Source organism: Sodalis sp. RH15 (assembly GCF_047324255.1).
Lineage (GTDB): Bacteria > Pseudomonadota > Gammaproteobacteria > Enterobacterales > Enterobacteriaceae > Acerihabitans > Acerihabitans ligni.
Window position 1 is genome coordinate 4,623,734 of sequence record NZ_CP178738.1, and the last position, 12,716, is coordinate 4,636,449.

12 protein-coding genes are annotated in these 12,716 nt (G+C 58.3%); 6 read left to right on the plus strand and 6 right to left on the minus strand.

Features of this window, described 5'->3' with window-relative positions; all coding sequences use genetic code 11:
- From ACL2XO_RS21000 to ACL2XO_RS21025, 6 genes are all read right to left on the minus strand, one after another.
- Nucleotides 1–1,515: a sodium:solute symporter family protein gene (locus ACL2XO_RS21000; protein WP_132926446.1), complete on the minus strand. Its 1,515-nt coding sequence runs from the start codon at nt 1,513–1,515 to the stop codon at nt 1–3.
- A 564-nt stretch (nt 1,516–2,079) separates the two neighbouring features.
- Nucleotides 2,080–2,301, minus strand: coding sequence for a hypothetical protein (locus tag ACL2XO_RS21005; RefSeq protein WP_413725306.1), 222 nt, complete (start codon nt 2,299–2,301; stop codon nt 2,080–2,082).
- Between the two features lie 22 nt (nt 2,302–2,323).
- Nucleotides 2,324–3,088: an SDR family NAD(P)-dependent oxidoreductase gene (locus ACL2XO_RS21010; RefSeq protein ID WP_413725308.1), complete on the minus strand. Its 765-nt coding sequence runs from the start codon at nt 3,086–3,088 to the stop codon at nt 2,324–2,326.
- The gene (locus tag ACL2XO_RS21015) at nt 3,081–4,154 is read right to left on the minus strand and encodes a ketopantoate reductase family protein (RefSeq protein ID WP_413725309.1); all 1,074 of its coding nucleotides are present in this window, start codon (nt 4,152–4,154) and stop codon (nt 3,081–3,083) included. Before ACL2XO_RS21015 ends, ACL2XO_RS21010 begins: the two co-directional genes overlap by 8 nt.
- Before the next feature lie 40 nt (nt 4,155–4,194).
- A complete protein-coding gene (locus tag ACL2XO_RS21020; protein ID WP_413725310.1) occupies nt 4,195–4,890 on the minus strand; it encodes a creatininase family protein in 696 nt (231 codons plus the stop codon).
- Nucleotides 4,880–5,872, minus strand: coding sequence for a GntR family transcriptional regulator (locus ACL2XO_RS21025; RefSeq protein ID WP_413725311.1), 993 nt, complete (start codon nt 5,870–5,872; stop codon nt 4,880–4,882). Before ACL2XO_RS21025 ends, ACL2XO_RS21020 begins: the two co-directional genes overlap by 11 nt.
- 271 nt (nt 5,873–6,143) lie before the next feature.
- On the opposite strand from ACL2XO_RS21025, the gene ACL2XO_RS21030 reads away from it, so the two are divergent.
- The 6 genes from ACL2XO_RS21030 to ACL2XO_RS21055 all read left to right on the plus strand — a co-directional run bounded on the left by ACL2XO_RS21030 (nt 6,144) and on the right by ACL2XO_RS21055 (nt 12,707).
- On the plus strand, nt 6,144–7,739 hold the full coding sequence (locus ACL2XO_RS21030) for an ABC transporter substrate-binding protein (protein ID WP_413741441.1): 1,596 nt from the start codon (nt 6,144–6,146) through the stop codon (nt 7,737–7,739).
- A gap of 118 nt (nt 7,740–7,857) precedes the next feature.
- A complete protein-coding gene (locus tag ACL2XO_RS21035; protein ID WP_413725313.1) occupies nt 7,858–8,796 on the plus strand; it encodes an ABC transporter permease in 939 nt (312 codons plus the stop codon).
- Nucleotides 8,793–9,644 (plus strand): ABC transporter permease, encoded by an 852-nt coding sequence (locus ACL2XO_RS21040; RefSeq protein ID WP_413725314.1) that lies wholly within the window; start codon nt 8,793–8,795, stop codon nt 9,642–9,644. Before ACL2XO_RS21035 ends, ACL2XO_RS21040 begins: the two co-directional genes overlap by 4 nt.
- Before the next feature lie 21 nt (nt 9,645–9,665).
- Nucleotides 9,666–10,688, plus strand: coding sequence for an ABC transporter ATP-binding protein (locus ACL2XO_RS21045; protein ID WP_413741442.1), 1,023 nt, complete (start codon nt 9,666–9,668; stop codon nt 10,686–10,688).
- A gap of 1 nt (nt 10,689) precedes the next feature.
- Nucleotides 10,690–11,682, plus strand: a complete 993-nt coding sequence (locus ACL2XO_RS21050) for an ABC transporter ATP-binding protein (protein WP_413725316.1) — start codon at nt 10,690–10,692, stop codon at nt 11,680–11,682.
- A gap of 62 nt (nt 11,683–11,744) precedes the next feature.
- Nucleotides 11,745–12,707, plus strand: coding sequence for an isoaspartyl peptidase/L-asparaginase family protein (locus tag ACL2XO_RS21055; RefSeq protein ID WP_413725317.1), 963 nt, complete (start codon nt 11,745–11,747; stop codon nt 12,705–12,707).
- Nucleotides 12,708–12,716 lie beyond the last annotated feature (9 nt).

Sequence of the window (12,716 nt, forward strand, 5' to 3'; positions counted from 1 at the left end):
TTATGACTTGCGCAGGGCAACGGCAGGACGGCCGGCGGATAACGCCGCCTGATCCTGATTCAGCGCGGCCAGCAGAGTATCCACCTGCGGGCTGACCGGGCTTCGCCGGCACAGGCCGGCCAGCGCATAGACGATTAACGACGAGAGTACGGGAATGGCAACGACTTCCGTCGTGCTCATGCCCGGAATCGCAAATTTCACCACGAAGAACGCTACGATCCCCACGGCCCAGGATCCGATGGCGGCAAGGGGGCCGCATTTTCTGAACCAGGGCAGCAGGCCCAGCAGCATAGGAATGGAGATAGGTCCCACCAGCCCGCCGAACCAGATAATCAACAAGGTCAGCACGCCGCCGAACCGGCCGGCGTTAACCGCAATCAGCAGCGTGGTGACGATAAAGGCCACCACCGTCACCCGGGCCACCACCAGCGAGGACTGGCCGTTGCCAAAGCGCCGCGGAAACAGCACCGGCAGGATATCCCGCGTGACCACGGCGGTAATGGCATTGGAGTCGGAGGAAGTCATGGACAGGGTATGGGCAAACATGGCCACCAGCACCAGGCCAATCAGGCCGTTGGGCAATAAGTGCATCGCCATGACCGAATAAGACTGGGACGGATCGGCGATGCCGGGGAACAGCACCGGCGCGGCCCACATGGGATAAAACAGCACCAGCGGCCACACCAGGTACAACACCGCCGACAGCAGCGCGGCTTTATGGGCATCCCTGCCGCGCGGCGAAGCGATAAAGCGCTGCGCCAGGTTCCAGGTGCCGCCGTTATAGCTGAGGGTGTAAATCACGAAATAGGCCAGCATAAAGCCCAGCGTATAGGGCTCGCGAATGATCTGCGTGTGGGCTGGAGGCAGCCGGTCCCACACGGTGAGCAATCCATGCAGGCCCCCCAGATGGGCGGCAACCGCGGCCACCATCACAATGGCCGCGATAAATTGCACCACAAACTGGCCGAAGTCGTTACAGGCATCCGCCCATAGACCGCCCATCACGGTGTAAAACAGGCACAATATACCGGAGATAGCGATGCCGTAAACGGTATCCAGGCCGGTGAAAACGTTGATGATAATGGCGATGGCCGCCCACTTGGCCCCGACATCGAAGGTCTTCAGCAATACGCCGCTCCAGGCCAGTAATTGCTGGGTCGGGACGTTATAGCGAGTGGCGAGATACTCCATCGGCGATTCAATATGCATATGGATACGCAGCCGCGCCCAGCGCGGCGCAAAGATAAACGAGCCGAGAAATACCGCGATGGAGATGGGCAGCGCCCACCAGAAATAGATCGTGATGCCGTAACTGTAGGCAACGCCGGCATAGGCCACGAACACCGCGGCGCTGTAGCCCGACATATGATGTGAAATGCCCGACAGCCACCATGGCATTTTACCGCCGGCGGCAAAAAAATCCTTGGTGCTGCCCACCTTACGCATCGCCCACAGGGTAATGATCACAATCATCAGGGCATACAGCGCCATGACCACATAGTCTATCCCGTTCATTTTACGCTCCGGTAGTTAATCGCGATTCTCGCCGCCCCATGGGGGACGGGCAATTTGTCTGCGCCTGGTATTCACATACATCCTAAGTTAGGACCAATTGGTTCTGACTTAACTGTATGACCATACATAGAGCAATTGTTTAGTCCTATATGAGGATTAATTAAAGCTAACACAGCGCCATTGCCATGTACGAGAGTTATATCACAGTTAATCGGCAACACAGCGGACGGGCCATAGGGCTTTTTTATGACCCGGTTTGGCAAGGTATCATCAGCAATCGGCAATGTTTACAGGGATCGCCGTACCGTCTCATCCATCCCGGTGAACGTCATTTATCGCTTATCGAAGCGCAGCGTATTTTCTCTCTGGTAGTGAAAACCGCAGCCAGGGTTTATTTTACGCCAGTGAATTCACAAGGCTATCGAGCTCATGATTATCCATTCCGGTAGCGCGTTCAATCGCATCGCGGTCCAGGCCCATAGCCAGCAAATTACGGGCGATCTCTCTCGCTTGCTGGCTGCGTCCCTCATTTATTCCTCGGTTCAGTCCTTCTTGCAGACCAATCTAGCGTCCCATCTGTTTTAGATGTTCTGCGACAGTCATCATATCTTCCCTGTAACGTGGTGTATTTTCGATAAGAATACGTAACAAAGCCTCCCAGTCAAGGAGATCGGCCTCCTGCGTCAAATAGCGTATCAGACACTCCGCCTGCGCTTTACCGAGCTGCGCCAGACCCATCAGCAAGGCAATATCCAGCAGCCGGATATGGTTGTTTTTGACTAACACAGCCTATGCTGCGCACAGGGCCTTATCTCCCCCCATCCACGCTCAACACCTGACCGGTCACCCAGTTTGCCCAAGGAGAGGCGAAAAACAGCACCGCATGCGCAATGTCCTCCGGTGCGCCGAGCCGCTTTAGGGCAATGCGATCAATGAGCTGCGCCTGGCCCTCTTTACCCATGGCCTGCCACTGTTTCTCAGTGGAGGGATTACTGCGGATAAAACCCGGGGCAACATTATTAACGGTGATATTCCACGGACCCAGCTCATGGGCCAACTGACGCGTCAGGCCAATCTGCCCCGCTTTGGCGCCGGCATAGGCCTGGATGCCGGTAAGGCTGACATCCAGCCCGGCACGGCTGGAGATATTGACGATACGGCCGAATTTTTGCTGCTTCATGGCGGGCGCGGCGGCCTGTGACATCAGAAAGGCGCCGGTAAGGTTAACGTCCACTATCGCCTGCCATTGCGCCAGCGTAACCTGCTCAATGGGCAGGCCGGTTTGTCCCGCCACGCCGCCGGCATTATTCACCAGGGTATCCACGGGGCCGTGTTTTTCAATCAGTTCGTCAAACAGCGCCGTAACGCTTTGGCTATCAGCTACATTCAGGGTAAAGGCATGGCAGGAGGGGCCGCACAGCCGGGCGGTCTCTTCAACCCCGCCGGACTGGATGTCACAGGCGAAAACCGTCGCGCCCCGGCTGGTGAATGCCTGGCATATGGCGCGGCCGAAACCTTGCGCCGCGCCGGTGACCACCACGCGGCGAGCGGAAAAATCAAAGGTATCAGGCATCGCGTTTTTCTCCCAGCAGTGCAAGCGTGGCCTGCGTTTGCGGCAATTCACCTTTTTCTATGCGATGAATCAGTTCCACCAGCCGGGCGGTTAACGGCATCTCAATGCCGCACCCGGCGCCGATGGGGATAACCGGCGCGATTTGCGCATCGACTTCCGTTTGCCGTTTCCGTACCGCCAGGTCGCGCCAGATGCCGGAATGGGATTTTGCCGAGCGGCGGTTATGGGCCACCATGTCGTTAAAGGATCGGGCGGTTGTTTCAGGGGTTGCATCAGGCATAAAAGCCAACGGGTCAAAACCGTCGAAGGGCAGCAGGACTATGCCTTTGGCGGCGGCCACGGCGCCAATTTCCCTGGCGAGCGCGGTGAGTACCGGCCGGTATTCCTCCATGGCCAGCACATCGGCAATACTGTCGTCGGTAAGCGCGGTGGCAAACAGCAGCGCGCCGTAGATTATTTTCGACCAGAGATAGCCCCAGATATTCGCGGTAAGGACGGCATTGGGTTCGAATTTTTGCAGCAGCCGGAATAACGTTTCCGTGCGCGGCAACGTCACCCCATCCAGTTCCCCGATCACCACCGCCCCGCGGCCGCCAAGGTGAATTACCCCGGGCTCAAGAAAATCCGCGCCAAAATTGAGAAAAGCGCCGACGGTGCGCTGTTTGCCGATAAATTCGGCTATCACCGTCTCATTAAGACCGTTTTGCAAAGAAACGACATAACCCTGGGACGTTAATAACGGCGCGATGGTTTCCATGGCGCCGCGGGTATGATGGGATTTTACCGCCAGCAAAACGGCGCCCAGCTTGCCGGGAAATTGCCGCGACATCTCTTCGGGCAGATAGGCCGGGGCGCGAACGCATCGATCCCCCAACGGTCCTGTAATGCGAAGCCCGTCGCGATTAATCGCCGCCACATGCTCAGCCACGCTGTCGACAAAAATCACCTTTTCGCCGGCATCGGCAAAGGCGGCGCCTATTGCGCCGCCGATGGCGCCGGCGCCCCAAATCACCCAGGGCGCCTGTTGATGTTCATTTATTGAAAGGGTAGAGAGCGGTGCCGACATACTGGAGACCTCCTGGCATAAAAGGGCTGTTTGAGCTTGTTTATAGTGATTCGATAATCTGGCGCAGCTCATCAATGGCGGTTTGCCAGATAGCCAGCATCTCATGGTCCGGCCGCTGGTAATAACCACCGTAGTTGCCGTCCCCCAGATAACTGCGGGCCTGGGTCGGATTCATCTTGCGCAATTGAGCCAGGTTCACCATGGGCTTTTGGCTATCCGGCTGCGCCACGCCGGCCAGCCGCGTCCAGGGGAAATTTTCCATCCATGAGGCATGAGACGCCACGGGATCGATGGCGGTGACTTTGGCCCATGCCAAAGGAGCGTTCCACCAGTTATGCAGTTGTACCGTCACCTCCGGATTATGCACCATCCATTCGCTGATGATGTTCTGCGCCGGAGAATTGCCCCCGTGGCCGTTTACCAGCAGGATGCGCCGGAACCCCTGGCGTTTGAGGCTGTTGAGAATGTCGTAGAGCAGAGCGGTATAGGTACGCATGCTCAGGCTGATGGTGCCCGGATAATCGCTGAACGCCGGCGTCATGCCAAAGGGCAGAACGGGAAAAACGGGTATACCGTAGGCTTCGGCGGCATCCGTCGAGATCTTTTCCGCCAGGATGGAATCCACCGACAGGCTAAGAAAGGCATGCTGTTCAGTGCTGCCTAACGGTACGATGGCGCGATCGTCTGTGGACAGGTAGCTTTCCACCTGCTGCCAATTCATGTCACTAATTTTCATTGAATTCCTTACTATCAAGTGCATTGCCGAAATCACGTTGCAAGAGCGGCAGGACCACCCGCTGTATATCCCCCGTATCGGGAACGTGGCGATATTCAAAGGCCTGCTGGCCCGGCTTGAGCCCGGCGGCGAGCTCCTCGGCGCCGGTGGCGTAGACCACCGTATCCGCCTGCGGCAACTGTGCCGCAAGGGAAGGATCGTCACGCTGGATCACGGTAATATGGTCAACATGGGGCGCAAACCGCTTAACCCCCTCGCTCATCAAGGCGGTGAACTCGGGAAAAATCGACACCACCAGCACGCGGGTCAGCGGATCCAGGGAAGCCAGGGCGCGGCGCGTATTCTCCGAGGGGATAAGATTGATATTCATCACCCGTGCACCCGGCAACAGCTGGCTGACTTCGCGACGGCGATGGGCAAACGTCAGCAGCAAATCCGCCGCCGCCGCCCGCCGCCGCAGGAGTTCGTCGCTCTTGAGGTCGGTGACCGTCGTGGCTTCGACTAATGCGCTGTTTCCCAGCGTTTCGGCAACGCTCGCAGCATAGTCACGGGCGGACGCAATGAAATTCCCCACCAGAAAAACGCGTTTTTGACTGAAATTCCGCTGCCGGTCGTTGAACCGGCCGATGACCAATTGCCCCAGTTCCTGGACGGTATGACCCATACCGATGCCGCACTCAAGCAGGTCGTCTATCCGCTGATACAGCAGGCCGCTGTCCGGCATACCCGAGGGAAGCGACTGTTTGGCGTCGGCGATAAATGTGCCGGAGCCGGGCTTACTGAATACCAGCTCCGCTTCTTTCAATTCACTGTAAACCTGCGCGACCGTCATGGGCGCCACTCCGGCCATTTCCGCCATAACCCGGACGGAAGGCAGTTTCTCGCCCGCTTTCAGCGCGCCGAAAGTGATTGCATATTCAATCAGCCCGCGCAGCTGTACCCCGAGGGGAAGCGGTGAACTGCGATCCAAATGAAAATCCATAATGAGCCTTCAGGTGTAATAGCGCACTAATACAGTAATATTGATTTTTACTGAAATGCAAGCCGGATTTGCCTATAGGAGAGTTAAAGAACTGTTTTAGCTCACTATAGGAAAATAATATCTCGCTTTTTTAAGACAGATTATTGACATTGTGTGACAGATGACTCAAATATTGTACCAGTACACTAGAACAGATCGGCAACAGCACCATCATTCCGCAGCCTGATGCTGCGTAACGATCACATTTTTCGACGATCAAAGGGGCGTGGCAATGACGGCATTATCTAAAATAACCCTGATAGCATTACTGACGGCAAGCGCTCTGGGCCTCTCGGCCGCCCAGGCCGCCGACGCCGTGCAACGCGGCGGGACGCTGGTTTACGGGCGCTATGCCGACAGCACGTTTCTAGAGCCGGTGTTTAACGACAGCAATAACGACATCTGGATTCTTTCGAATCTGTACGACACGTTGCTTGAGCCTACCCGCGACGGCAAAGGCGTCGAGCCTGGCCTGGCCACCGCCTGGCAAGTGGCCGGCGACGGCAAGAGCGTGACCCTGACGCTGCGCCCCGGCACCCGTTTTTCAGACGGCTCGCCGATTACCGCCCAAGACGTGAAGTGGTCCCTTGAACGCGCCAGCAAACCCGGTAACGGAATTTGGCAGTTTATGGTCAGCGCAATCGATAGTGTCACCATCAAGGATCCGCAGACCGTGGTCATCAACCTGTCCCATCCCGACCCGGCCATTCTCACCGCCCTGACGGTCTTCAACACGTCCATCATGCCGGAGAAAGCCTTCGAGGCCGCGCCGGGCAGCACCGATCGCGAAAAAGCCACCGCCTTCGCCGAGCATCCGGTGGGTTCCGGACCCTTTGTGCTGAAAGCCTGGCAGCATAACTCCACCATGACGCTTACGCGCAATCCCTATTATTGGCGCAAGGGCGAGGATGGCAAAGCGCTGCCTTATCTCGACAACATCACATTTGAAATCGTGCCTGACGATGCGACCCGTATCCTGAAGCTGCAGTCCGGCGAACTGGACGGCGCCGAATTCATTCCCTACTCCCGGGTCAATGAATTAAAGGGCCAGCCGTCGCTGAACATGGTGCTGTATCCTTCCACCCGCGTGGAATACGCCAGTATGAACGTGCGGCCGCAAATCGACGGCAAACCCAACCCGCTGGCGCAGCCCAAGGTACGCCAGGCGCTGAACTACGCCACCGACAAAGAGGGCGTGATCCAGTTGGTAACCTACGGCATCGGCAAGCCGATGACCTCCTTTATGTCCACCTCCACCCCCTTGAATTCCGGCACGGCCCCCCTCTATCCGGTGGACGTGGCGAAAGCCAAAACCCTGATGAAGGAAGCGGGCTATCCGTCAGGCTTTAGCACCAGCCTGATGATCCTGGCCGGCAACGAAGACGACATCAGCATCGCCACCGCACTGCAGCAAATGTGGTCGCAGATTGGCGTTACCGTCACCATCAGCCAGGTGGATAACGCCACCCGTACCGAGCGTTACCGTAAAGGGGATTTCAACATGCGCCTGTCCCCCTGGACCGACGATATTGCCGATCCCAATGAAATCGCCTCCTACTTCGCCTATTCAAAGAATATCGATGCGCTGCATTCCGGCTGGAAAAACGACCAGGTAGACCAGCTGTTTGAAGCCTCGCAAAAGGAGATGGACCCGGTTAAACGGGCGGCGGATTACAAGCAGATCCAGGACATCTACAACAGCACCGGTCCGACGGTTCCGCTGTATGAAAGCTCCTATCCGGTGGCGCTGAAAAAGAGCGTGCATGATTTTGTGCAGATCCCCCTGGGGAACAATATCTTCACCGCCACCTGGCTGAGCAAGAAATAACTTTTGGCATCGTCCATCGCAGATAGCGCAGCCAACGCGGCTGCAACGCGAAAGATTACTGGTATGCCCAGCAAGGCGGCAAGGCCGCCTGCTTTGTACCTAGTCACTGGAGGGCCGGGTGCCTGAACTGACCTACATTCTCAAACGCATTCTGCTGATTATCCCGACGCTGCTGGTTATTCTGGTGGTGACGTTTACCATCGTCCGCCTGCTGCCGGGGGACCCGGCCAGCGCCATGATAGGGGATCGCAGCACCAATGCCGATGTGGCGCGCATCAATAGCGAACTGGGCCTCGACAAGCCTTTGCCGGTGCAGTTTTTCCTGTTTGTCCGCCAGGTGGCAACGGGGAATCTGGGTAACTCGTTCGCCTTGCATGCGCCGGTCACCACCGTGCTTGTCGATCGTCTGCCGGTGACGCTGCTGCTCACCGCCATGGCGGGATTTTTTGCCCTGCTCATGGCCATCCCGCTGGCTTTTTACTCCGCCCTGCGGCGCAACAGCGCGGGTGACATGGCCATCCGCGGCTCCTTCCAGGTCACGCTTTCCATGCCGCCTTTCTATATCGGCCTGGTCTTGTTGACCCTCTTTTCAGCCCACCTGCATTTGTTTCCGGTGGGCGGCTATGGCGATACGTTCATTGACAAAGTGTGGCACCTTTTTCTGCCGTCCATGACCCTGGCCCTGAGTCTCACCGCAGTACTGATGAACAGCCTGCGGGCATCCATCATCGCCGTACTGGATGCGGAATATGTCACCTTTGCCCGGGCCAAGGGGCTGAGCAACCGCGTTGTCCTGCTACGCCATGTTTTGCGCAACTCGCTTATTCCCATGCTTTCCCTGTTTGCCCTTAACATCGGCACCATTATCGGCAGCGCGGTGATTACCGAAACCGTTTTTGCCGTACCGGGTATCTGCCGGCTGATGGTGGACAGCATCTTCAGCCGTGACTACCCCATGGTTCAGGGACTGGTTATTGTCCTGGCGGTGCTGGTTTCGCTGATCTTTTTAGCCACCGATATCGTTCAGGTGATGCTCGACCCCAGGAGGGCAAGATGACAACCCTGCCGCTGCGACGCTCTTTGACCCGTACATGGCGTAACCACCTGCCCTGGCCTTCCCTGCTCAGCCTGTTGATTTTGGCCTTCGGTTTGGCGGCCTCGTTTTTCCCCGGTTGGATAGCGCCGTTTGATCCGCTGCAGTTCGACTATCGGGCCATCCTCAAAGGCCCTTCCGCCCAGCATTTGTTCGGTACCGATAATTTCGGCCGTGATGTGTTTAGCCGGGTGATTTATGCCTGGCGCATCGATCTGGAGATAGCCCTGTTCACCACGCTGTTTCCCATGATATTCGGTACCCTAATGGGACTTCTGGTGGGCTTTTACGGCGGTATCGTGGAAACCCTGTTCCAGCGCGTGGTGGACGCGGTGATTACCTTCCCGCTGCTGGTGCTGGTGATTGCCATCGTGGCCATTCTGGGCCCGGGGCTGAACAGTATGTATATCGCGGTGGGCATCATCTACTGGGTATTTTACGCCCGCCTGATTGCCGGCGAGGTCAGCGTGCAAAAACGGCTGGATTATATCGCCGCCGGCAGGGTTATGGGATACAGCCACCTGCGCATCATCTTCCGCCATTTATTGCCTAACGTGGTCACCACTACGCTTGTGTACTGGATGACCGACATGGCGCTGGCGATATTGCTCGGCTCCAGCCTGGGCTATCTCGGGCTGGGGGCGCAGCCGCCCACGGCGGAATGGGGAGTGTTGATCGCCTCGGGCAAAAACTTCATGGATACCGCCTGGTGGATCACGATATTCCCCGGCGTTGCCATTGTGATTACCGGCCTGGGCTTCAGCCTGCTCGGCGATACCCTGGCGGAACTTTTACGTCCCGGCAGCCGTTAACCCAACCGCGGAGTGACATTGATGAATACGCCATTAAGCGGACGCGAACCCGCGCTGTTAGAGGTCACCAACCTCAATACCCGCATTCATACCGCCCGCGGCGAATTGCCCGCCATACAAGACGTCAGCCTGACGCTGCGGCAGGGGGAAATTCTGGGACTGGTGGGAGAATCCGGCTCGGGTAAAAGCGTGACGCTACGATCCCTGTTAAAGCTGATGCCCGCCTCGGCACGGGTGACGGGGTCGGTAAAATGGCAAGGGCGCGAACTGGCCGAACTGGATGCCGCCGCCATGCGCGCGGTGCGCGGTGGGGAAATCGCCATGATTTTCCAGGAGCCGATGATAGCCCTCAACCCGGTGCTCACCGTGTGGCGGCAGATTGAAGAAAGCCTGCACGCCCATACCAAACTGAACCGGAAGGCCAGGCGGCAGCGCGCCATCGAGTTACTGAACCAGGTGGGCATTCCCGCGCCGGAAAGCCGCCTTGACGATTATCCGCACCAGTTCTCCGGCGGGATGCGCCAGCGCGTGATGATAGCCATCGCCCTGGCGGGAAGTCCCAGGCTGTTGCTGGCGGACGAACCCACCACCGCGCTGGATGTGACCATTCAGGAACAAATCCTCAAGCTGATGCTCACTTTGCGTGATCAGCTCAGCATGGGAATTATTTTCGTCACCCACGATCTCGGCGTAGTGGCGCAGCTCTGCGACCGCGTTGCCGTGATGTATGCCGGGCGCATCGTGGAAACCGCACCGGTGGCGGACTTACTGCAACGTCCCCGCCATCCATATACCCAGGGACTTATCGCGTCGGTTCCCCAGTCCGGCGATGCGCGCACCGCGCTGCGTTCAATCGAAGGCACTCCCCCTTCGCTGCTGGATCTGCCCCTGGGGTGCAGCTTTAACCCCCGCTGCCCCTACAGCACTGATTTATGCCGGCTGCAGGTGCCGACCCTGGACCGGCTGTCGGAAAACAGGCAGGTGGCCTGCCATCACCATCAGCGTATTCAGACATACCTGGCTGAGCAGTTGGAGAGAGCATGAAATGAGCAATCCCTCTCGCGAGATCCCCATTATCAGCGTGGAAGACGCCATGGTGCATTTCCCGGTTAAGCAATCCCTCTCGCAATATATAAAGGGTGAGCCGAAAAAATTCATCCAGGCGCTTAACGGCGTGCGACTGGAGATTACACGCGGCGAGACGCTGGGCATTGTCGGCGAATCCGGCTGTGGAAAGTCCACCCTGGCACGCACCCTGGTGGGGCTGGAAACGGCCACCGACGGGCGCGTGCGTTTCAAGGGACAGGATATCGCCGAACTGCGAGGTCATCAGCGGCGCAGCTTCAACCGTCAGGTACAGATGATTTTCCAGGATCCCTACGGCTCGCTGAATCCGAGAATGACCGTTGGCCAAATGCTTAAGGAAGCCCTTTCGGTGCACCATGTCCTGCCGAAGAAAGGGATCCCGGCCCGGATCCGGGAATTGATGACGCTGGTGCGCCTGCCCGCGGATGCCATCGACAAATATCCCCATGAATTTTCCGGCGGACAGCGCCAGCGCATCGGCATCAGCCGGGCTCTGGCGGTGGAACCGGAAGTGCTGGTGGCGGATGAACTGGTCTCGGCGCTGGATGTTTCCGTCCAGGCGCAGGTGGTGAACCTACTGCTGGATTTACAGCAAAAGCTGTCGTTGACGGTGCTGTTTGTCGCCCACGATTTGCGGCTGGTACGCCATATTTCACACCGGGTGGCGGTAATGTACCTTGGAGAAGTGGTGGAGGTAGGCGATACCGAGACTTTATATGAGACGCCTCTTCATCCCTACACCCAGGCGCTGCTGCGCGCCGCCCCTACCCTTGATCCCGCCGACCGGGGAAAAAACGTCAGCCTCACAGGCGAGCTGCCCAGCCCGCTGGCTCCGCCGTCGGGCTGCCGGTTCCATACCCGTTGTCCCAAGGCCACCGATCTCTGCCGGGTCGAACGCCCGATATTGGCGGTGAAATCATCGGGACTGAAGGTCGCCTGCCACTGGGCGTAAAGCATGATGAATTCGCCCATTTCCGGGCATAATGCAATTGAAGCAATAATAAGGTAAACAGCATGATTGAGACTGTCTCCCCGATAGCATTGGCGCTCCACGGCGGCTGCGGCGTGATGGCGGAACACGAGATGACAGCGGACGAGTGGCATGCCGCCCGCGAGGCGCTCAGACAGGCGCTGGCGGCCGGCTGGCGCGTGCTGCACGCCCGGGGATCCGCGCTGGATGCCGTACAGGCCGCGGTGCTGGTGATGGAAGACTCGCCCTGGTTCAACGCCGGCTACGGCGCGGCCCTGAATGCCGACGGGGAGCATGAACTGGACGCGGCCATTATGTATGGCGCCACGCTGGCCGCCGGGGCGATATGCGGGGCCAGGCATATCCGCAATCCCATTTTAGCGGCCCGCCATCTGCTCGATGCCGGCGACAGCGTGTTATTGGGCGGCGCCGGCGCGGACAATTACGCCCTGGCCCACGGTCTGGCCTGCGTTGATGCCGATTATTTTACCACTCCCCGCCGCGTCGAAGCCCTCGCGGCCATGCGCCGCCATCAGACGGCAGGCACCTATAAAGCAGCGAAAGAAGCGGAAAAGCACGGCACCGTTGGCGCGGTGGCCCTTGACGGCCAGGGACATCTTGCCGCCGCCACCTCCACGGGGGGATACAATAACAAGCCCGCCGGGCGCATCGGCGACAGCCCGTTGATCGGCGCGGGCACCTACGCCCGGGACGGCATCTGTGCGATATCGGGCACCGGCCAGGGGGAGTATTTCATCCGCCACGTGCTGGCCCACGATATCGCCAGCCGGATAGTCTACGCCGGAGAAAACATCGAGGAGGCGACTGCGCACCTTATCCTTGGAGAGTTTAAACAGCAGGGCGTTGGCGCCGGCGCCGTGGCCATTGATGCAAAAGGCAATATCACCGCCCCATTCAACACGCTGGGCATGTTCAGGGGCTGGGTATTGCCTGACGGACGAGCATATGTCGCCAGCCATGCCGAACTCTATCCGGTGGATTTATGATAGGTTTTT

Coding starts and splice junctions, on each gene's coding strand:
- ACL2XO_RS21000 (WP_132926446.1), bottom strand. CDS start 1,515: ATGAACGGGATAGACTATGTGGTCATGGCGCTGTATGCCCTGATGATT.
- ACL2XO_RS21010 (WP_413725308.1), bottom strand. CDS start 3,088: ATGCCTGATACCTTTGATTTTTCCGCTCGCCGCGTGGTGGTCACCGGC.
- ACL2XO_RS21015 (WP_413725309.1), bottom strand. CDS start 4,154: ATGTCGGCACCGCTCTCTACCCTTTCAATAAATGAACATCAACAGGCG.
- ACL2XO_RS21020 (WP_413725310.1), bottom strand. CDS start 4,890: ATGAAAATTAGTGACATGAATTGGCAGCAGGTGGAAAGCTACCTGTCC.
- ACL2XO_RS21025 (WP_413725311.1), bottom strand. CDS start 5,872: ATGGATTTTCATTTGGATCGCAGTTCACCGCTTCCCCTCGGGGTACAG.
- ACL2XO_RS21030 (WP_413741441.1), top strand. CDS start 6,144: ATGACGGCATTATCTAAAATAACCCTGATAGCATTACTGACGGCAAGC.
- ACL2XO_RS21040 (WP_413725314.1), top strand. CDS start 8,793: ATGACAACCCTGCCGCTGCGACGCTCTTTGACCCGTACATGGCGTAAC.
- ACL2XO_RS21045 (WP_413741442.1), top strand. CDS start 9,666: ATGAATACGCCATTAAGCGGACGCGAACCCGCGCTGTTAGAGGTCACC.
- ACL2XO_RS21050 (WP_413725316.1), top strand. CDS start 10,690: ATGAGCAATCCCTCTCGCGAGATCCCCATTATCAGCGTGGAAGACGCC.
- ACL2XO_RS21055 (WP_413725317.1), top strand. CDS start 11,745: ATGATTGAGACTGTCTCCCCGATAGCATTGGCGCTCCACGGCGGCTGC.